The sequence below is a fragment of the Streptomyces sp. NPDC031466 genome, from assembly GCF_055581265.1.
The window spans coordinates 143,424-160,154 of record NZ_JBVIJT010000006.1 but is presented as its reverse complement, the minus strand read 5'-3'; the positions used below and the strand labels follow the sequence as shown (position 1 = coordinate 160,154).

The 16,731-nt window shown below is 73.0% G+C and carries 18 protein-coding genes; 11 read left to right on the top strand and 7 right to left on the bottom strand.

Annotated features, from left to right (window positions below):
- Positions 1 to 138: 138 nt before the first annotated feature.
- Positions 139 to 1,140, top strand: a complete 1,002-nt coding sequence (locus ACZ5GP_RS16020) for a hypothetical protein (protein ID WP_468751410.1) — start codon at positions 139 to 141, stop codon at positions 1,138 to 1,140.
- A 41-nt stretch (positions 1,141 to 1,181) separates the two neighbouring features.
- On the opposite strand, the gene ACZ5GP_RS16015 is transcribed toward ACZ5GP_RS16020, so the two are convergent.
- Positions 1,182 to 1,811, bottom strand: a complete 630-nt coding sequence (locus ACZ5GP_RS16015) for a CatB-related O-acetyltransferase (RefSeq protein ID WP_468751771.1) — start codon at positions 1,809 to 1,811, stop codon at positions 1,182 to 1,184.
- Between the two features lie 208 nt (positions 1,812 to 2,019).
- Positions 2,020 to 2,703, bottom strand: a complete 684-nt coding sequence (locus ACZ5GP_RS16010) for a maleylpyruvate isomerase family mycothiol-dependent enzyme (protein WP_468751409.1) — start codon at positions 2,701 to 2,703, stop codon at positions 2,020 to 2,022.
- 129 nt (positions 2,704 to 2,832) lie between these two features.
- On the opposite strand from ACZ5GP_RS16010, the gene ACZ5GP_RS16005 reads away from it, so the two are divergent.
- From ACZ5GP_RS16005 to ACZ5GP_RS15985, 5 genes are all read left to right on the top strand, one after another.
- Positions 2,833 to 3,507: an HD domain-containing protein gene (locus ACZ5GP_RS16005; RefSeq protein ID WP_361088483.1), complete on the top strand. Its 675-nt coding sequence runs from the start codon at positions 2,833 to 2,835 to the stop codon at positions 3,505 to 3,507.
- Positions 3,508 to 3,578: 71 nt separating this feature from the next.
- Positions 3,579 to 4,649, top strand: coding sequence for a GNAT family N-acetyltransferase (locus ACZ5GP_RS16000; RefSeq protein ID WP_468751408.1), 1,071 nt, complete (start codon positions 3,579 to 3,581; stop codon positions 4,647 to 4,649).
- Between the two features lie 164 nt (positions 4,650 to 4,813).
- Positions 4,814 to 6,049, top strand: coding sequence for a Cmx/CmrA family chloramphenicol efflux MFS transporter (locus tag ACZ5GP_RS15995; protein WP_468751407.1), 1,236 nt, complete (start codon positions 4,814 to 4,816; stop codon positions 6,047 to 6,049).
- Between the two features lie 57 nt (positions 6,050 to 6,106).
- The gene (locus ACZ5GP_RS15990; RefSeq protein WP_358914106.1) at positions 6,107 to 6,469 is read left to right on the top strand and encodes a Pepco domain-containing protein; all 363 of its coding nucleotides are present in this window, start codon (positions 6,107 to 6,109) and stop codon (positions 6,467 to 6,469) included.
- A gap of 10 nt (positions 6,470 to 6,479) precedes the next feature.
- A complete protein-coding gene (locus tag ACZ5GP_RS15985) occupies positions 6,480 to 11,288 on the top strand; it encodes a caspase family protein (protein ID WP_468751406.1) in 4,809 nt (1,602 codons plus the stop codon).
- Here ACZ5GP_RS15985 and ACZ5GP_RS15980 read toward each other — a convergent pair.
- On the bottom strand, positions 11,200 to 11,511 hold the full coding sequence (locus ACZ5GP_RS15980; RefSeq protein ID WP_468751405.1) for a DUF4031 domain-containing protein: 312 nt from the start codon (positions 11,509 to 11,511) through the stop codon (positions 11,200 to 11,202). The two genes, ACZ5GP_RS15985 and ACZ5GP_RS15980, sit on opposite strands and share 89 nt — an antisense overlap.
- On the bottom strand, positions 11,508 to 11,864 hold the full coding sequence (locus ACZ5GP_RS15975; protein WP_358587252.1) for a hypothetical protein: 357 nt from the start codon (positions 11,862 to 11,864) through the stop codon (positions 11,508 to 11,510). Before ACZ5GP_RS15975 ends, ACZ5GP_RS15980 begins: the two co-directional genes overlap by 4 nt.
- Positions 11,865 to 11,964: 100 nt before the next feature.
- Here ACZ5GP_RS15975 and ACZ5GP_RS15970 point away from each other — a divergent pair, with 100 nt between their 5' ends.
- Complete coding sequence (locus ACZ5GP_RS15970) at positions 11,965 to 12,897, top strand: MurR/RpiR family transcriptional regulator (protein WP_468751404.1); 933 nt, start codon at positions 11,965 to 11,967, stop codon at positions 12,895 to 12,897.
- A gap of 83 nt (positions 12,898 to 12,980) precedes the next feature.
- Positions 12,981 to 13,922 (top strand): N-acetylmuramic acid 6-phosphate etherase, encoded by a 942-nt coding sequence (murQ, locus tag ACZ5GP_RS15965; RefSeq protein ID WP_468751403.1) that lies wholly within the window; start codon positions 12,981 to 12,983, stop codon positions 13,920 to 13,922.
- Between the two features lie 28 nt (positions 13,923 to 13,950).
- Here the strand turns inward: murQ and ACZ5GP_RS15960 are convergent, their stop codons facing one another.
- The 3 genes from ACZ5GP_RS15960 to ACZ5GP_RS15950 form a co-directional block, all read right to left on the bottom strand.
- A complete protein-coding gene (locus tag ACZ5GP_RS15960; RefSeq protein WP_468751402.1) occupies positions 13,951 to 14,553 on the bottom strand; it encodes a Uma2 family endonuclease in 603 nt (200 codons plus the stop codon).
- 113 nt (positions 14,554 to 14,666) lie between these two features.
- Positions 14,667 to 14,900, bottom strand: coding sequence for a hypothetical protein (locus tag ACZ5GP_RS15955; protein ID WP_468751401.1), 234 nt, complete (start codon positions 14,898 to 14,900; stop codon positions 14,667 to 14,669).
- Positions 14,897 to 15,109 (bottom strand): hypothetical protein, encoded by a 213-nt coding sequence (locus ACZ5GP_RS15950; RefSeq protein ID WP_358697075.1) that lies wholly within the window; start codon positions 15,107 to 15,109, stop codon positions 14,897 to 14,899. Before ACZ5GP_RS15950 ends, ACZ5GP_RS15955 begins: the two co-directional genes overlap by 4 nt.
- 119 nt (positions 15,110 to 15,228) lie before the next feature.
- On the opposite strand from ACZ5GP_RS15950, the gene ACZ5GP_RS15945 reads away from it, so the two are divergent.
- Genes ACZ5GP_RS15945 through ACZ5GP_RS15935 form a run of 3 tightly spaced genes read left to right on the top strand, consistent with a single transcriptional unit; the run spans position 15,229 to position 16,627 of the window.
- Positions 15,229 to 16,071: a helix-turn-helix domain-containing protein gene (locus ACZ5GP_RS15945; RefSeq protein WP_468751400.1), complete on the top strand. Its 843-nt coding sequence runs from the start codon at positions 15,229 to 15,231 to the stop codon at positions 16,069 to 16,071.
- Positions 16,052 to 16,324, top strand: a complete 273-nt coding sequence (locus ACZ5GP_RS15940) for a DUF397 domain-containing protein (RefSeq protein WP_468751399.1) — start codon at positions 16,052 to 16,054, stop codon at positions 16,322 to 16,324. The genes ACZ5GP_RS15945 and ACZ5GP_RS15940 overlap by 20 nt, the downstream gene beginning before the upstream one ends.
- A gap of 39 nt (positions 16,325 to 16,363) precedes the next feature.
- Positions 16,364 to 16,627, top strand: coding sequence for a DUF397 domain-containing protein (locus ACZ5GP_RS15935; RefSeq protein ID WP_468751770.1), 264 nt, complete (start codon positions 16,364 to 16,366; stop codon positions 16,625 to 16,627).
- Positions 16,628 to 16,731: the final 104 nt, after the last annotated feature.

Below are 16,731 nucleotides of genomic sequence, written 5' to 3'. Positions count from 1 at the left end.
TATACCCCTGGGGGGTATCAGACGCAAGGATCGAACAGAGGAGACCAGGGCTTGACGTCATACCCCTAGGGGGTATGGTCGAAGGCATCGAGTCCGACCGACCGGAACAGCCGGCCGGGGATCACTCAGGGAGTCGTCATGAACACCGGACTGAAGATCACCGCATTCGCCGCCGCCGTCGCCGCGACCTTCGGTACGGCGTACGGGGTGGGCAAGGCCGTCGACCCGGTCACGGACAAGGCGCCGACGGCCCGGCACGGCGGACACGGCGACGACCGGCCGGAGGGCAAGCAGGCGCACGGCGAGGAGGAGGGCGCCGCACACGCGGGCCACGGGAAAGACGAGGGGCGCGACGCCGCCGTCCCGGGCGGCCTCCAGGTCTCCGAGCGCGGCTACACGCTGGACCTCAGGACCCCGCGGCTCGACGCGGGCCGCGAGGAGAAGCTGCGGTTCGCCGTCGTCAAGGACGCCACGGGCCGCGAGGTCACCGCGTACCGCGAGCAGCACGGCAAGGAGCTGCACCTCATCGTCGCCTCCCGCGACCTGACCACCTACCGCCATCTGCACCCGGTCCGGGCGGCGGACGGCACCTGGTCCACCGAGGTCGAGCTGCCCGAGGCGGGCGGCTACCGCGTCTTCGCCGACTTCCGCCCCGAGGGCGCGAAGGAGGGCCTGACACTCGGCGCGGACCTCGCGGTGGCGGGCGACTCCACGCCGCGGAAACTGCCCGCGCACAGCACGACCGCGACGGTCGACGGGTACGACGTGACGCTGAAGGGCGGGCTGCGGACGGGCGCGGGCGGCGAGCTCACGCTGAACGTGGCGAAGGACGGCGAGCCGGTCACCGACCTCCAGCCCTACCTGGGCGCGTACGGCCACCTGGTGGCCCTGCGCTCCGGGGACCTGGCCTACCTCCACGTCCACCCGAACGGCGGCCCCGGCGACGGGAGGACGGCGGCGGGCCCCGGCGTCTCCTTCACGGCGGCGGCGCCGAGCCCGGGCGCGTACCGCCTGTTCCTGGACTTCAAGCACGACGGGAAGGTCCGCACGGCGGCGTTCACGGTGCACGCGGGGGACGCCGCCCGCACCGGGGCGGACACCGGTACCGCCCCCGGGAAGAGTGACGGCCACCGGCACTGACACCCGGTGCGGCGCCGGTGCCGGAAAGCCGCTCCCGAAGGTCAGTCGGCCTTCGGGACGGCCGTGTCCGTACGCGGTGCCACGGCCGCCAGCTCGTCCACGCTGCCCGACATGACCGCGCGGATGTGCCGGGTCAGGTGGTCGGCCGGCCAGTCCCACCAGGCCAGTTCGAGCAGCCGGACGATGTCCTCGTCGCCGAAGCGGCGGCGGATGAGCCGGGCCGGGTTGCCGCCGACGACGCCGTAGTCCGGCACGTCGTCCACGACCACCGCGCGCGAGGCGATGACCGCGCCGTGGCCGATCCTGACGCCCGGCATGACCGTGGCACCGTAGCCGAACCACACGTCGTGGCCGACGACGGTGTCGCCCCGCCCCGGCAGCCCGGTAATCAGGTCGAAGTGGTCGCTCCACGACCCGCCCATGATCGGGAAGGGAAACGTGGAGGGCCCGTCCATGCGGTGGTTGGCGCCGTTCATGATGAACCGCACGCCCTCGCCCAGCGCGCAGAACTTGCCGATGACCAGCCGTTCCGGGCCGTAGTGGTAGAGGACGTTGCGGGTCTCGAAGGCGGTCGGGTCGTCGGGGTCGTCGTAGTAGGAGAAGTCACCGACCTCGATCAGCGGTGACGTGACGAGCGGCTTGAGCAGCACCACGCGCTCCTGCCCGGGCATGGGGTGCAGCACGTCCGGATCGGCGGCCACGAGAGGTCCGGGCGATCCGGAGGAACCGGAGGACTCCGCAGCCGCCGGGAGGCCGGAAGCCCCGTCAGAAGCAGGGGAGTCGGAGGACACGGAGGACGCGGAGGACGCAGCGAAACCGGAGGATGCGGGGGAACCGGAGGATGCGGGGGATGCGGGGGTCATCCCCCCATGATCCTCGTCAGCCGAACACTGTCAGCTCCTTTTCCGTGGCGCCCGCCAGCTCGTACCGCGTCCCCGTCAGCGGCCGTCCCGCGCAGATCCGGATGAGGGTCGGCCCGTCACCGATGTAGCGGGCGGGGGGCCGCCGGCCGTCCGTGGTGCCGAGGACCAGCGGCTCGTCCCGGCCGTCCACGTCCGCGTGCACCGCGAGGCCGGGCGTCGCCGCGCTGAACCCTCCCCTGCTGAACTGCCCGAGCAGCGTCAGCGCGTCCCCGAGCCCCTCGCCCCCGTACGCCCCCGGCTTCCCCCACGCCTCGCGGACGTCGCCGGCGTGCACCCATTCGCCGAGCGCGACGCCGTCCAGCCTCCCCTTGGCGGCGGCCATGACGGGCCCCGCCTCGGTCATGCCGCGCTCCAGTTCGTCCACGACGCGGGAGTGGGACCAGTCGGCGCGTTCGGCGATGTCCCGGTCGTTGCTCTCGGCGCTGAACACGTCCTCGCCGAACCGGTTCTCGACGACCCGCATCAGCGCGGAGCCGCAGTGCGCGAGCACGTGCCGCACGGTCCAGCCGGGGCAACAGGTCCGCACGGCGTACGCCTCGTCGGGCACGGACCGCAACAGGGGGATCAGGGCGTCGCGCTCGGCGAGCAGGAGCCGTCCGGCGCGCTCGGGCTCATATGTCTCTTCGGCAACAGTGGTCATGCCGAAAGCCAACCCCCAGGGACCCGCACCTGGCAATGGCGGAGCGGCACACACCCGGTCCGGCCGCACGAGGACGAGCCCACCCTGCGCCCCCGGATACCCGGGTACGGAGGGGCTACCCTCCCCCCCATGGCCCACGACGAGACCGCTGACGACCCGAACCGCGGCCGCGCGCTGCGCGACCGCTGGCTGGCGACGCTCCTGCGCGCGCAGGACACCGACCGCTGTGTCTACGACCCGTACCGGTTCGCCGACGACCTCCTCGCCCGCTGGGCCGAACCCCAGCGCCGCTACCACACGACCGCCCACCTCACGGCGGTCCTGGACCACCTCGACACCCTGGAGGACCACGCGCGGGACCCGGACCTGGTCCGGCTCGCGGCCTGGTTCCACGACGCGGTGTACGCGCCCGAGCGCTCCGAGAACGAGGAACGCTCGGCCCGGCTGGCCGAACGCGCCCTGCCCGAGGCGGGCCTGACGCCCGCTCAGACGTCGGAGGTGGCCCGCCTGGTCCGCCTGACCGTCACCCACGACCCCGCCGAGGGCGACCACAACGGCGAGGCGCTGTGCGACGCCGACCTGGCGATCCTGGCGGCGGCCCCGGACGCGTACGCCGCCTACGCCGCCGCCGTCCGCGAGGAGTACGGCTTCGTGCCGGACGAGGTGTTCCGCGCGGGCCGGGCGGACGTCCTGCGCCAACTCCTCGCCCTGCCCCGCCTGTTCCGGACCCCGCACGGAGCGGCCCACTGGGAGGCGCCGGCGCGCGAGAACCTCACGACGGAACTGGCACTGCTCGACGCCTGAAGCTCGGCGCCCGTGAATCGGCGCCGGAAAATTGCCGGGCGCCGCCGCGCGGGACTCCGTACGCTCCTCGCATGCTGCTCATGGGTGGGGACAGGATCGACGAGGCCGTCGCGCACGCGACACGGGTGCTGCGCGCGGTGGCGGACCGCGACTGGGAGGTGAAGGCGGGCGGGCTCGACTGGAGCTGTCTGGGGACGGCGGAGCACGTCACGGGCGCCCTCATGGGATACGCGACCCAGTTGACCGGCCGGTCCACCGAGTCCTACCTCCCCTTCGAGATCACGCTGGACGAGGACACCGACCCCGAGGGCGCGATCCGGGTGATCGAGGCGACCGGCCGCATCCTCGCCTCCGTGGTCCGCACGACACCGCGCGGCGTCCGCGCCTTCCACCCCTACCCGCAGGGCAGCGCGGACGCGGCGGGCTTCGCCGCGATGGGCGTCGCCGAGGTCCTTCTCCACACGTACGACATCGCGCTCGCGCTCGGCGTCGACGCGGAGCCGCCCGCGCCGCTGTGCGCGGCGGTGCTCGGGCACCTCTTCCCGCACGTGCCGCCGACGGGGGGTTCGCCGTGGGAGGTCCTGCTGTGGGCCACGGGCCGCGGCGAGCTGCCGGGACGCGCACCGCTCACGCACTGGCGCTGGCACAACGCCCGCTCGCTGCCCGCCGGGGAGCTGGCGCTGCGCGAGGTGACACCGGCGGCGGCCACGGACCTCGCCGCGGGCGGCACGGGCGGGCTGACCTGGATCGAAGGCGGCCCGATGGAAGGGACGCGGGTCGGCGCCGGGAAGCTGGCGCAGGGTTACGTCGAGGGGCTGCACCGGCCCGAGTGGGGGATGTACGCCCTGGTCCGCACGGAGGACGAACGGGCCGTCGGCGCGATGGGGTTCCACGGGCCACCGGACGACGAGGGGCGCGTGGAGGTCGGCTACGACCTGGTGGAGGCGGCCCGGGGCAACGGCTACGCCACGACCGCCCTGCGGGCCCTCACGCAGTGGGCCCTGACCCACCCCGAGATCACCGTCATCATGGCCCTGACGGACGCCGACAACACCCCCTCCCAGTCGGTCCTCACCCGCGCCGGCTTCACCCGCCTCCCGGACCGCACCCCCCACCGGGCGTACGAACTGCGCCGCCCCTGACCCGGACGTCGGCGGTGCCCCCGGGGCGCCGGAGCCGGGCGGCGCCTCGGCGGCCCGGCGGGGAATGCCCCGCGCCGCTCGCGGCCCGGCGGGGAATGCTCCGCGCCGTCCCGGTGTTCTCGCCAGTCATGCCGCCGCTCTCCGCTCCGCCCCGCGCCGCTCGGATGCCCATAGCCGTGTACATGCTCGGCCTCGCCGTGTTCGCGCTCGGCACCAGCGAGTTCATGCTCTCCGGCCTGCTGCCCCCCATCGCCGACGACATGGACGTCTCCATCCCCCGCGCGGGCCTGCTCATCTCGGCCTTCGCGATCGGCATGGTCATCGGCGCGCCCCTGCTCGCCGCGGCGACCCTGCGGCTGCCGCGCCGCACGACCCTCATCGCGCTGATCAGCGTCTTCGGCCTCGGCCAGGTCGCCGGCGCCCTGGCACCCTCGTACGAGATCCTCTTCGCGTCCCGCGTGCTCAGCGCGCTGGCCTGCGCCGGGTTCTGGGCGGTCGGCGCCGCCGTGGCCGTCGCGATGGTCGACTTCGGCCAGCGTGCCCGCGCGATGTCGGTGATGATCGGCGGCCTGTCCATCGCGAACGTGCTGGGCGTCCCGGCAGGCGCCTTCCTCGGTGAGCACTTCGGCTGGCGCTCGGCGTTCTGGGCGGTCGGCGCGGCCTCGGCGGTCGCCCTCGTCGGTGTCCTGGCGCTCATCCCCCGCATCCCGCTCGCCGCCGAGCGGCCGCGGCTGCGGAAGGAGGCGTCGATCTACGCCGACCGCCAGGTCTGGCTGTCCATCACGGTCACGGCGCTCGCGGCGGGCGGCGTCTTCTGCGCGTTCTCCTACCTCTCGCCGCTCCTGACGGATGTGGCGGGCCTGTCCGAGGGCTGGGTCCCGACGGTCCTCGGCCTCTTCGGCGCGGGCGCCCTGGTCGGTACGGCGATCGGCGGCCGGGTCGCGGACGCCCACCTCTTCGGGGTGCTGCTCAGCGGCATCGCCGCGTCCACGGTCTTCCTCGCCTCGCTGGCCCTGTTCGCCGCGACCCCGGCCGCCGCGATCACCCTGTCGTTCCTCCTCGGGGTCTCCTCCTTCTACACGGCCCCCGCGCTGAACGCCCGTATGTTCGACGTCGCGGGCGCCGCCCCCACCCTGGCCGGCGCGACGGCGACGGCCGCGTTCAACCTCGGCAACACGGGCGGCCCCTGGCTCGGCGGCACGGTCATCGACCTCGACTTCGGCTACGCGGCCACGGCATGGGCGGGCGCCGCGATGACGGCGGTCGCCATCGCGGCGGTCGTGGTGTCGCTGCGCCTGCACCGCAGGACCCCGAGCCGTGTGGTCACCGCGTCCGCCACCGCCGTGCCCACCTCCCCCGATCCGGCCGAGGACACCACCAAGGGCGCCTGCCGGAACTAGAGTTGGCCCGAGATCCACCCGCGTCGGCGGCGGGCGGCACACGGGTCAGGGGACGCGATGAACGAGACCGACGGAGCAGACGCGGTGGACCGCGTCGAAGGCCGGTCCCTGCCCTTCTGGGTGGCCGCCACGGACGAGGACGACCCGGCCGACGCCGATTCGATGGGCCTGTTCGGCCGGGACGGCGACGCGGTGCTGCGCTCCGTCCCGCTCGGCCCGCTCCGCAAGAACCTCGCGGAGACCGTCGATGCCCTCCAGCAGGTCTTCGCGGACATCTCCGCGCGCCAGGGCACCCTGCCGCTGGCGGAGGCCCAGTTGTCCTTCCAGGTCACCGCGAGCGGTGCCATCCAGCTCATCGGCACCGGCCAGGTGCAGGGCACGCGAGGCCTGACCCTTACGTTCAAGCGTCCCACCGCCTGAGGCCGCGGCCGTGCCCCAGCACAAGGCCCTGCTCATCGGGGCGAGCGAGTACGACGATCCGCTGATCGACCATCTTCCCTTCATCCAGGACGACCTGGTGCGGATGCGCGACGTCCTCACCGACCGCGGCTTCGCGTCGGTGGAGATCGTCGAGAACAAGCGGGGCATCATCCCGAGCGTCATCCACGCCCAGGTCCGCGGCTTCCTGCGGGACGCCAGGGCGGACGACACGTTGCTGATCCTGCTCAGCGGGCACGGCCACCACTTCGACGGCAAGGACTTCCTGATCCCGGAGGACGCCACGTTCGACGTCGAGCCGTTCTCCGACAGCTGCGTCGAGATCGGCTGGCGCAAGGAGCTGGAGGAGTCCCGCGCGGGCCACGTCGTCTTCCTGGTCGACGCGTGCCGCGAGGGCGTCCAGCGGGACACCAAGGGCGACCCGCCCGGCATCCGGCGCTGGTCCCGGCGCAAGGTCCGCGACACGCTGCGCCGCAAGGTCGCCTACGTCTACGCCTGTTCGGCGGCCCAGCAGGCCCTGTTCGTCCGCGAGTCGGACACCGCGGCGCCCGGCACGGTCACCGACATCCCGCCGGGCGAGTCGTTCAGCCTCTTCTCACGTGCCGCGGCGGACGTCATCGCACGCCACCCGCACGCGATGCGGCTGGGGGAGTTCTCCGAACAGACGCAGCGCCGGGTCGAGACGCTGCACCGCGCGTACAAGCCGGGCCGCGACCCGCAGCAACTGAAGGTGATCTGCGAACTGGATCCCGGCGAGCGGGACTTCCCGCTGCTCCCGGGCCCCGACCGGCACATCGAGGCGCACCCCTGGATCCGCTCCGTCCGCAAGCATCCGGTGTGGCAGCGCACCCGGCCGGGCCCGGTCCGCGACACCCTCCACGAACTGTGCGTCACCCTCGCGGGGCGGCTCGCCGCCGGTTACGAGGCGGCGGCGCCGGCGCTGCGCGAGGACCCGTGGCACGACGCGGAACTGGCGCTGCGCGCCCACGGCCGGCTCGGCTTCCTGGCCCGCCGGCTCGCCGACGACGTGCAGCTCTCGCCGTCCGAGGCCGCACTCGCCGTACTGCTGCCGCTGGTCGAGCAGGCCTTCTGGGCGCAGGAGGCGAACCGGCACGCCGGTGTCCTCGCCGACGCGAAGGCGGTAACGGGACCCGACCGGGACCGCTTCGAGAACTTCACCCAGGGCTTTCCGCGCGTCAGGCGCAGGCTGCGCGCCCTGGAGCAGGCCAAGTCCACCGACGGCTCGCTGGCGCGGATCCGGTGGTGGCTCTTCCACCGCTGGCTGATCCAGCAGCCTTCGGTGTACTCCGCGGCGTCGTTGAAGGAGCTTCTCGAAGGTTCACCGCAGGCGCCCGCCGAGAGTTCCGCGGACGGTTCGGACCATCCGGGGTGGGTGGCGCAGGCCCTCTCGGAGAACCGTCTGATGCGCTTCCTCCAGGAACATCGAGCGGCGCCCTTCGCCACGCCCCGCGGCGGCGGCCTGCGGGACCACGACGAGGTCGCCGCGAGCACCGGCGACGACCACGAGGTGCGCGAGCCGCTGGTCGCGGCGCTTACCAAGGCCGCGTACGCGATGGCGGTGGACCCCGTGGACCTGCCGGAGATCGTCGTGGAGCACCTCGGCATCTCGGACAGTGTCGACCTCGCCGAGCTGGTGGCCACGGTGCGCGGCTCGGACTGGCGCACGTCGGGCATGGGCCGCTCCCTGAACGCGGTGTGCGGGCACCCGGCGGTGCAGATCGCCCTGCGCGAGCACGCCGCCCGGGTGGACGGCCTGCTGCGGGACATCAACGGCGCGAAGAGTCCGGCGCTGACCCCGCTGAGCGGTCTGCCGCCGTACGCGGACGGCTCTCGGGTGCGGCTCAGCGAGAACACCCCCGACCAGCTCTCGGACGGCATCCGCTTCCAGCTCGCCGAGGACCGCGTCCAGGAACTCCTCATGGGCGAGGAGCTGTACGGCGAACGTGAGCTGGCAGTGCGCGAGCTGTACCAGAACGCGCTGGACGCCGTCCGCTACAGCGACTGCCGCATCCAGTACCTGCGGCGCACCGGGCACCGGGTCGACGCCGGGGAGAGGCGGATCGACTTCTTCCAGGGCATCGACGACAAGGGGCGCCCCTATCTGGAGTGCCGCGACAACGGCATCGGCATGGGCATCGACGAGCTGAGCAACGTCTTCTCCCAGGGAGGCGCCCGCTTCGTGGACCTGCCCGAGTACATCGAGGAACAGGCCTTGTGGGCGGAGCTGCCCGAACCGAGGATCGAGCTGCACCCCAACTCCCGCTTCGGGATCGGGGTCCTGAGCTATTTCATGCTGGCCGACGAGATCGTCGTCCTCACCTGCCGCCTGGGCCGGGACGGCCGCCCCGGACACCTGCTCCGGGTGACGATCGCCGGCCCCGGCAACCTCTTCCGGGTCGAGGACCTGGGCCCCGGTACGGCCTCGGGCACCTCGGTGAAGCTGCTGCTCACCCGGCACGAGACGCCCGTGTCGTGCGTGGAGGCGCTCCAGCGGACGCTGTGGGTGGCGCCGTACCGCACGACGGCGGAGCACGGCTCGCGGCGTCACGAGTGGCTGCCGGGAGAACTGTCGCCGAGCGGCTTGGAGCGGCACGGCGGGTTCACCCCGGGCGACACGGAGGGCCACCCCTCCGACGACCCGGACCTGTGGTGGGTGGACCGCCGCGGTTACGTCCTCGCGGACGGGTTGTACGCGGGTGGGGGCGGCCCCATGGTGCCGTACGGCATCCTGCTGAATCTGCACGGGCGCCGGCGCCCCGAACTGAGCGTCGACCGCCGGCGCATCCGCTCCTACGACCGGGCACACGCGATCGAGCGGGCGAAGGCCGCCGTGCCCGGCCTCCTCACCGCCGAGGGGCCGCTGCCCACGGCCAAGTGGCTGTCCGGCGTCAGTTCGTCGGTCCTCCCTCTCGCGGACCACATCGCCGAGCAGGCCCGGCTCACCGACGCCCCGTGGCAGCTCGGGGACGTGGTGGTGCCGTTCAGCCGGATCGGGTTCTTCCCGCCGGACGAGACGCTGCTGCCCCTGGTCACCGGCCGCTATCCGGCGGAGCAGCGGCACCACGCGGCGTCCTTCCTCACCAACTTGCCGGAGCCGGTGCTGCGCTGGCGCCTGCTGGCCCTGTACCGCGCCGGGCTCGGCGTGCCGCTCACCGAGAAGGAGCGTGAGCCGGGCGCGCCGCTCTGCGCGCGTCCCTCCGACCTGACGCTGCTGACCCGGCTCACCGAGGAGGACTTCCCACGCTGGGACCTCGGGTTCACGCTCTGGCTGGACGGCCCGGACGGCGTCCTGCTGTCGGACCAGCCCTCACGCGCCCTCATCGAAACCGGTCTCGTCAGTCTCGGCGCGCTCTTCCCCTGGCGGGACCCGGCCGAGGAGATCGACCCGCCGGCGGTGTTCCAGGCGGTCAGGTCCACCGGCCTGGGGGCCGTCGAGATCGTGGAGCGGCTGACCGCGCTCGGCTACCGCACGGCCCCGCTGGGCGGCACGGCGGGCGTGACCCCCGAGGACGTGCCGCTGCTGCGCCCGCTCGGTGACCTCACCGGCTGGCTGGCGCCGGGCGCCGCGCTGCACACGGCGCAGATCTGCGTCAGCGCCGTCCTCGCCGACCGTCCGGCGCCCGACGCGGCCCGGCGGCTGCGCGAGCTGGGGTTCGACGTGCCGGACGGACCCCCGGAGCGGACCTCGTGGACCGAGGAGGAACACAACGTCGTCGACCGGCTGTGGGACGGCTTCGCCGAGCCGCCGCCCCCGGACACCGCCCACGTCCTGCTGCCCGCGCAGTTGGCGGACGTCGCCTACACCACCGGGATGGCCTTGACCGGGATCACCCGCATTCTCCAGGGGCTCGGCTTCGTCGTCCCGGACGCCGCGTCGATGGTTCCCGCCCTCACCGACGACGACCACGCCCTGCTGGGCCACGACTCCACCAAGCCCGAGGTCGACCGTCCCGTGCCGCTGCGGTACGTGACGGCGGTCGCCCGGCGTTCGGGCCAGTCCCCGCACGACGCGGCGGCCCGGCTGCGCGCGCTGGGGTACGAGGTGGCCGAGGTGCCGGACGCCGAGGAGGAGTTGCCGTCGGCCGAGGACATCGCCTTCCTGGGCCTCGGGGTGTCGTACCACCGGTTCGACGAGGACCGTCCGCTCTCCCTGGCCGTGGTCGCGGAGAGAGCCGTCACCGCCGACATCACACCGAGGGCGGCCGTGGCCCGCTTGGCCGCGCTGGGCTATGAGTGCGAGCTGGACGCCCACGTGCTGGCCCGGCTGCAGAACCGGGACGCCCAGGTGATCCGCCAGGACGTGTTCCCCGACCCGGCCCACCCCGTCCGTCCTGCCGAACTCCTCGCCGCCGCGCTCCACGCCGGGATGCCGTACGGGCACCTCGACGGGCAGGGCCTCGCGACTCCGGACACGTCCGCCCTGGCCCACCACCTGACGGGGCTGGGCTACGAGGTGACCGAGCCGTCGCAGGACTGGTACGGCGAGCGCGAGGCGGGGCACGTGCTGCTCGGGGCGCTGAGCCCCGTGCCGCTCGCCGCATCCGACTGGCGGCGGCCCGAGGCCCGTGTCCCCCTCGCCACCCTCGCCTCGATCGCGGTGCACCTGTCGATGCCGTTCCACGACGTGGCACTGTCGGCCACGGAGCTGGGCCTGCGGCACGAGGCACAGGGATGGTTCGCCCCGGAGTCCCTCACGCGGAAGGGGCCGCTGGTGGCGCCGCCGGGCCGGGGTCGCCCGGAGCCGGACGCCCCTTGGGTCTGCGCAGCCCCGCCTCCGTGAGCCTGCGCACCAGTTCCTTGGAGCCGATCTCGACCGCGCCCGCCCGCACCGCGTCCTCGTACCGGTGCGCGGGGATGTCGTAGTGGTCGCGTTCGAAGGCGCGCGGCGGGGCGCCGATGGACGCCGCGAACGCGTGCAGCTCCTCGTACGAGACGTCGCTGACCAGGTGGGACCACATGCGGCCGTGGCCGGGCCAGGTCGGCGGGTCGATGTAGAGGGTCACGTCAGTTTCCCCACGGGCGCCACCACCACGCCCGCCTTGCCGCACACCCAGTGCGGGTCGGGGCCCAGTTCCGGTTCCACGTCCAGGGCGTGCGGGTCGCCCGAGCCGCAGACCGAGCACAGCGGCCAGCGCCCGTACCGCTCCAGGAGCGCGTCCTGTACGTCCTGGGCGACGAGCCCGGCGACGTAGTCGATGCCTTCGGGCCACTGCTCGACCCACCAGCGGCGGTGTGCCACCGACTCCTCGACGAGCGAGACGACCTCGGCCTCGGCGACCTCGCGGGCGACGAGGTCGGCGAGGACGAGCGCGCGGGCGGCGTGCAGTGCCTGCTCCAGGGGGTCGATCGTGTCCATGGAGCCATTGTCACCCCACACGCCCCGTTCCCCCGGGCCACCGGGCATGGGGCGTGGCCGAGACCTTGACCCGGCCCCGGCCTGAAAATACCTTTCAGAGGTGACCCATGACGTGAAGGAAATTTTCGCGGGCTCCGCACCCCCGGCCCCCGCCGCCCTCGCGGCCAAGGTCCGCACCCTCGCCCCGTCGATGACCCGCTCCATGCAGCGGGTCGCCGAGGCCGTCGCCGGCGACCCCGCCGGCTGCGCCGCCCTCACCGTCACCGGCCTCGCCGAACTCACCGGCACCAGCGAGGCGACGGTGGTCCGCACCGCCCGCCTCCTCGGCTACCCCGGCTACCGCGACCTGCGCCTCGCCCTCGCGGGCCTGGCCGCCCAGCAGCAGTCCGGCCGGGCGCCCGCCGTCACCGCGGACATCGCCGTCGACGACCCCATCGCGGACGTCGTCGCCAAGCTGGCCCACGACGAGCAGCAGACCCTCGCCGACACGGCCGCCGCGCTGGACACCGTGCAGCTCGGCGCCGCCGTGGCCGCGCTGGCGACCGCGCGGCGCGTGGAGGTCTACGGCGTCGCCGCCTCCGGCCTGGTCGCCCAGGACCTGGCGCAGAAGCTGCTGCGCATCGGCCACATCGCGCACGCGCACTCCGACCCGCACCTGGCGGTCACCACCGCCGTGACGCTGCGCGCCAAGGACGTGGCCGTCGCGATCACGCACTCCGGTTCGACGGGCGACGTCATCGAGCCGCTGCGGGTCGCCTTCGAGCACGGCGCCACCACGATCGCGATCACCGGCCGCCCCGACGGGGCCGTCTCGCAGTACGCCGATCACATACTGACCACGTCCACGGCCCGCGAGAGCGAGCTGCGGCCGGCCGCCATGTCGTCCCGCACGAGTCAACTGCTCGTCGTGGACTGCCTATTCGTGGGCGTCGCCCAGCGTACGTACGAGACGGCGGCGCCCGCGCTCGCGGCCTCCTACGAAGCGCTCGCGCACCGCCACAGCCCGCGCGGCGGCGCCAGCGGCAGCCGCTGAACCGGGCTTCCGCAGCGCCCCACCGACCCGCCGCCCCGCCGACCCCCCACCGCCCCGCAGACGAGAGAGCTGTGACCACCACCATGACCTCGACCGAAGACTACGGAGAGCTGCGCGCCCAGCTCGCCACCCTCACCACCGAGGCGTTCCGGCCCGAGCTGTCCGACATCGACCGGCTGGACACCCTGGAGATCGCGCGGATCATGAACGGCGAGGACGCCTCCGTGCCCGCGGCCGTCGCCGAGCGGCTGCCCGCCATCGCCGCCGCGATCGACGCCACCGCCGAGCGGATGGCCCGGGGCGGACGCCTGGTCTACGCGGGCGCGGGCACGGCGGGCCGCCTCGGCGTCCTGGACGCCTCCGAGTGCCCGCCCACCTTCAACACCGACCCGGGCGAGGTCGTCGGCCTCATCGCGGGCGGGCCGAGCGCGCTGATCCGGGCGGTGGAGGGCGCGGAGGACCGGGGGGAGCTGGCCGCCGAGGACCTGGACGGCCTGAAGCTGACGGCGGACGACGTGGTGGTCGGCATCTCGGCGTCGGGCCGCACCCCGTACGCGATCGGCGCCGTCACGCACGCCCGGAAGCGGTACGGCGCGCTGACCATCGGCCTGTCCTGCAACGCGGACAGCGCGCTCGCGGCCGCCGCCGACCACGGCATCGAGGTCGTCGTGGGCCCCGAGCTCCTGACCGGCTCCACCCGCCTGAAGGCGGGTACGGCGCAGAAGCTCGTCCTGAACATGCTGTCGACGATCACGATGATCCGCCTCGGCAAGACGTACGGGAACCTCATGGTGGACGTACGCGCCTCGAACGAGAAGCTGCGCGCCCGCTCCCGCCGGATCGTCGCCCTCGCCACCGGCGCCGGTGACGAGGACATCGAGGCCGCCCTGGCCGCGACGGACGGCGAGGTGAAGGACGCCATCCTCACCCTCCTCGGCGGCGTCGACGGCCCCCGGGCCGCTGAACTCCTGCGCGCCACCGACGGCCGGCTCCGCGCCGCCCTGGACCTGGCCCGCGGCGCCTGACCGCGCGAGTTCCCCGGCGGGCCTGGGCTCAGCCGGGGAAGCCCGCCGTGTCGACGGTCGCCGCGAACGGTTCCGGCAGCCCGAGCAGCTCCCCGAACGACACCCGCTCGGCGTGCTTGTACGCCCCGCTCTGCGGGCCGGTGAAGAGCGTGGCGGTCGGACCGTGCTCGTCGAAGCGGTCCACGAGGAGGTAGACGGGCACCGGGGCGTGCGCGTAGGCCCACAGTTTCTTGGTGCGGTCGTCCTTGGCGTTGCTCCGCGAGGTGATCTCCACGACGAGCAGGCATTCCGCGGCGTCCAGCGGATCGTTGCTCTCCGGGTCGGCGGCGTCGACCATCTCGCGCGGGGCGAGCACCAGATCCGGGACGTACAGCTTGTCCAGGGCGGTGATGTGGACGCCGAGGGTCTGGTAGACCTCCAGGCCGTCCGGGATCACCCCGTACAACGCCCGGTGCAGCAGGGCCGCGATTCCGTTGTGATGCCTGTGCGGCGGCGGTACCAAAACAATCTGCCCTTCATCGATCTCGGCGCGCCAGCCCTCCGGCACGTCCAGCTCACGCCACGCCTGGAGCAGTCGGTCCCACGACCGGCGGTCAGGAGCCGTGTCGTGCTCGGCCGGTGCTGCGGTCATCAGGGGTCCCTCCTCATGAGGCCTGCGGCGCGTGAGCGTGGATCGATGAGTCTGCGGCCGTTGGCCGCTCGCTCCCAGCGTCCCACGAACGAGCGTCCGAGGCGGTGAAGCGCTCACTGCGGCCGTTCCTGGGCCTGCCGGTTCAGCTTCCGCACCCGCAGCCGCAGCACCTCCGCCGACGGCGCCTCCCCCACCGACGCCGGCGGGCAGTCCCACTCCCGGCCGCCGCCGATCGGCCTGAGCTGCACCAGGCCGCCCTCGCAGCCCATCACCTCGCCGACGCTGCCGTCCCGGAAGTCCACGGCGTACGTCCCCGTCTCCGGCACGTCCGGGTCCTCCGCGTTCATCGCGCCCCCTCCAGGACCGCCACCAGCCGCAGCGCGGTGTCGAGGTTGCAGCGCCCCAGCTCCACCAGCGGCAGCGCGCCCTTGTCGGCCGCGCTCAGCGGGTCCATCCGCAGCGACGGCAGCGTGACGCCGACCTCTCCGAGGGCCGCCTTCAACTGCCGTACGGCGTCCTCCGCCGCCCGCAACCTTTCCTCCGCCGTGAGTGCCATGAACCTTGCCTTTCGCACTGAGTGTTGCCGTTGCCTCACCCAGAGTGGCCGCATGTGCGTAGCCTGAAAAGCACCGCAGACCCAACAACCCCCCGTGTCCAGCCGAGGAGTTGCCCGCCATGACCCGCCCCAAGAATCTCGACCCCTCCTCCAACCCCCGGGCGTTCCTCGGCTGCGAGCTGCGCCACGCCCGCGAGCGGGCCGGCCTCAGCCAGGAGTCGCTGGGGGCGCCGCTGTTCGTCAGCGGTTCGTTCATCGGCCAGCTGGAGGCGGGGACGCGGCGCATGCACCTGGAGTACGCGCGCCACTTCGACGCCGTGCTGGCCACGGACGGCTTCTTCACGCGCAACTGCGAGGTCGTCGGCAAGTCCAAGTACCCCGATCACTTCGCGGAGGCGGCAGAGGCGGAGGCCGTCGCGACGGCCATCAGGCAGTACACGACCTTGCTGATCCCTGGGTTGCTTCAGACGAAGGCGTACGCGGAAGGGGTGATCCGCGCCTTCCAGCCGACGGCGACGCAGGAAACGATCGACTCCCACGTCACCGCACGACTCGAACGAGCACGAATTCTTGACGACCCAACAACCCCGTTGTTCTGGGTGGTGCTTGACGAGTCGGCACTCCGCCGGGGAGTCGTCAGTGGCGCGGTGATGGCCGAGGCACTGCGCCACGTAGCCGCCCTCGGGCGTGAGCGCCGCATCATCGTGCAGGTACTGCCGTTCAGCGCGGGCGCCCACGCGGCGATGGAAGGCCACGTGAAGCTGATGGAGTTCGAAGACGCGCCACCGCTTTCCTTCGTCGAAGGACCGAGCATGGGCAAGCTCATCGATGACCCGGCCACAGTCACGCGGCATACCATGATGTTCAACCTCCTCCAGGCATCGGCACTCTCCCCGAACGATTCTCTGGCCCTGATCGAGTCAGTGGCGCAGGATTACGAGCATGGAGAACAACACCCGTAGGTACGAGTACGACCTGAGCACCGCAATTTGGCACAAGTCCAGCTACAGCGGCGGCAGTGGCGGCGACTGCCTGGAGGTCGCCACCTGGCGCAAGTCCAGCTACAGCGGCGGCGAAGGCGGAAACTGCCTGGAAGTGGCTGACGGACAGCCGGAGATCGTCCCGGTCCGTGACTCCAAGAACCCCGCAGGCCCCCACCTCACGTTCCGCACCGCCACCTGGTCCGCGTTCATCACGGGCGTCAGGAGTATCTGAGCCCGCACCCCCACTCATCGAGTCAACGGGATGACGAGCATGGAGCACACCAACCGCACGTACGACCTGAAGACGGCGACCTGGCAAAGGTCGAGCCACAGCGACGCCAGCGGCGGGAACTGCCTGGAGGTCGCCACCTGGCGCAAGTCCAGCTACAGCGGCGGCAGCGGTGCCGACTGCCTGGAGGTCGCCGACGGGCACCCGGGGATCGTCCCTGTCCGGGACTCCAAGAACCCCGGCCCGACCCTCGCGTTCCGCGAAGCGACCTGGTCCGCGTTCGTCGCGGGGGTCAAGAACCGCTGAGCCCGCACCCACTCGGCCGTGCCCGTCGTCACCGGACAGCGACGGCGGGCACCGGACGCACCCTGGGGGAAACCCCCCACACATCGGGGGGTTGGACGGTTGGA

What these genes read in the sequence shown, in the direction of transcription:
- ACZ5GP_RS15945 (WP_468751400.1), top strand. Translation starts at nt 15,229, where the DNA reads ATGACCCGCCCCAAGAATCTCGACCCCTCCTCCAACCCCCGGGCGTTC.
- ACZ5GP_RS16010 (WP_468751409.1), bottom strand. Translation starts at nt 2,703, where the DNA reads ATGACCACTGTTGCCGAAGAGACATATGAGCCCGAGCGCGCCGGACGG.
- murQ (WP_468751403.1), top strand. Translation starts at nt 12,981, where the DNA reads ATGACCTCGACCGAAGACTACGGAGAGCTGCGCGCCCAGCTCGCCACC.
- ACZ5GP_RS16020 (WP_468751410.1), top strand. Translation starts at nt 139, where the DNA reads ATGAACACCGGACTGAAGATCACCGCATTCGCCGCCGCCGTCGCCGCG.
- ACZ5GP_RS15950 (WP_358697075.1), bottom strand. Translation starts at nt 15,109, where the DNA reads ATGGCACTCACGGCGGAGGAAAGGTTGCGGGCGGCGGAGGACGCCGTA.
- ACZ5GP_RS15960 (WP_468751402.1), bottom strand. Translation starts at nt 14,553, where the DNA reads ATGACCGCAGCACCGGCCGAGCACGACACGGCTCCTGACCGCCGGTCG.
- ACZ5GP_RS16015 (WP_468751771.1), bottom strand. Translation starts at nt 1,811, where the DNA reads ATGCCCGGGCAGGAGCGCGTGGTGCTGCTCAAGCCGCTCGTCACGTCA.
- ACZ5GP_RS15990 (WP_358914106.1), top strand. Translation starts at nt 6,107, where the DNA reads ATGAACGAGACCGACGGAGCAGACGCGGTGGACCGCGTCGAAGGCCGG.
- ACZ5GP_RS16005 (WP_361088483.1), top strand. Translation starts at nt 2,833, where the DNA reads ATGGCCCACGACGAGACCGCTGACGACCCGAACCGCGGCCGCGCGCTG.
- ACZ5GP_RS15940 (WP_468751399.1), top strand. Translation starts at nt 16,052, where the DNA reads ATGGAGAACAACACCCGTAGGTACGAGTACGACCTGAGCACCGCAATT.
- ACZ5GP_RS15935 (WP_468751770.1), top strand. Translation starts at nt 16,364, where the DNA reads ATGGAGCACACCAACCGCACGTACGACCTGAAGACGGCGACCTGGCAA.
- ACZ5GP_RS15955 (WP_468751401.1), bottom strand. Translation starts at nt 14,900, where the DNA reads ATGAACGCGGAGGACCCGGACGTGCCGGAGACGGGGACGTACGCCGTG.
- ACZ5GP_RS15975 (WP_358587252.1), bottom strand. Translation starts at nt 11,864, where the DNA reads ATGGACACGATCGACCCCCTGGAGCAGGCACTGCACGCCGCCCGCGCG.
- ACZ5GP_RS15995 (WP_468751407.1), top strand. Translation starts at nt 4,814, where the DNA reads ATGCCCATAGCCGTGTACATGCTCGGCCTCGCCGTGTTCGCGCTCGGC.
- ACZ5GP_RS16000 (WP_468751408.1), top strand. Translation starts at nt 3,579, where the DNA reads ATGCTGCTCATGGGTGGGGACAGGATCGACGAGGCCGTCGCGCACGCG.